The 714-nt window shown below is 51.1% G+C and carries 6 tRNA genes; all 6 read right to left on the bottom strand.

The features are described from left to right. Positions 1 to 33: 33 nt before the first annotated feature. Positions 34 to 106, bottom strand: a tRNA-His gene (locus GC102_RS33525). 74 nt (positions 107 to 180) lie between these two features. Continuing rightward, a tRNA-Thr gene (locus GC102_RS33530) sits at positions 181 to 256 on the bottom strand. Positions 257 to 330: 74 nt separating this feature from the next. Beyond that, positions 331 to 406, bottom strand: a tRNA-Phe gene (locus GC102_RS33535). Between the two features lie 18 nt (positions 407 to 424). Continuing rightward, a tRNA-Asp gene (locus GC102_RS33540) sits at positions 425 to 501 on the bottom strand. A gap of 15 nt (positions 502 to 516) precedes the next feature. Continuing rightward, positions 517 to 592, bottom strand: a tRNA-Val gene (locus tag GC102_RS33545). Positions 593 to 599: 7 nt separating this feature from the next. Further along, positions 600 to 671, bottom strand: a tRNA-Glu gene (locus GC102_RS33550). Positions 672 to 714: the final 43 nt, after the last annotated feature.

Here is a 714-nt window from a genome sequence, read left to right on the forward strand (position 1 = left end):
TGTAAGACATGAGTTCTTGATTGAAAAATAATGGGCGGACGACGGGACTTGAACCCGCGAATGCTGGATCCACAAACCAGTGCGTTAACCCCTTCGCCACGACCGCCATATAATTAAGTCTTGCTGGGCCGAAAAGTAATCGGCGTTACTACAACGCTTCGCTTCACTTTTTGGCTATTCTGGTGCCGTCGAGAGGACTTGAACCCCCAACCTACTGATTACAAGTCAGTTGCTCTACCAGTTGAGCTACAACGGCTTATTTAGTTATGGGGTCCCCGAAAAGTAATCGGAAACTACACCTTAGACACTACTTCACTTTTTGGGGTGAAGTGGTGGCTCGGGACGGAATCGAACCGCCGACACGAGGATTTTCAGTCCTCTGCTCTACCGACTGAGCTACCGAGCCATGCTTGATTTGTAAAAATGGCGGAGCTGACGGGATTCGAACCCGCGGTCTCCTGCGTGACAGGCAGGCATGTTAGGCCACTACACCACAGCTCCAAAATGTACATGATATGGTGAACGCTGACGGGATCGAACCGCCGACCCCTACCCTGTCAAGGTAGTGCTCTCCCAGCTGAGCTAAGCGTTCATGATAATGACCCGTAGGGGACTCGAACCCCTGTTACCTCCGTGAAAGGGAGGTGTCTTAACCACTTGACCAACGGGCCTTATTTCCGCGCAAAAGAGCCGGCAAAAAAAATACCCAACTAG

This window comes from Paenibacillus germinis (genome assembly GCF_013141785.1).
Taxonomy (GTDB): domain Bacteria; phylum Bacillota; class Bacilli; order Paenibacillales; family NBRC-103111; genus Paenibacillus_E; species Paenibacillus_E phytorum.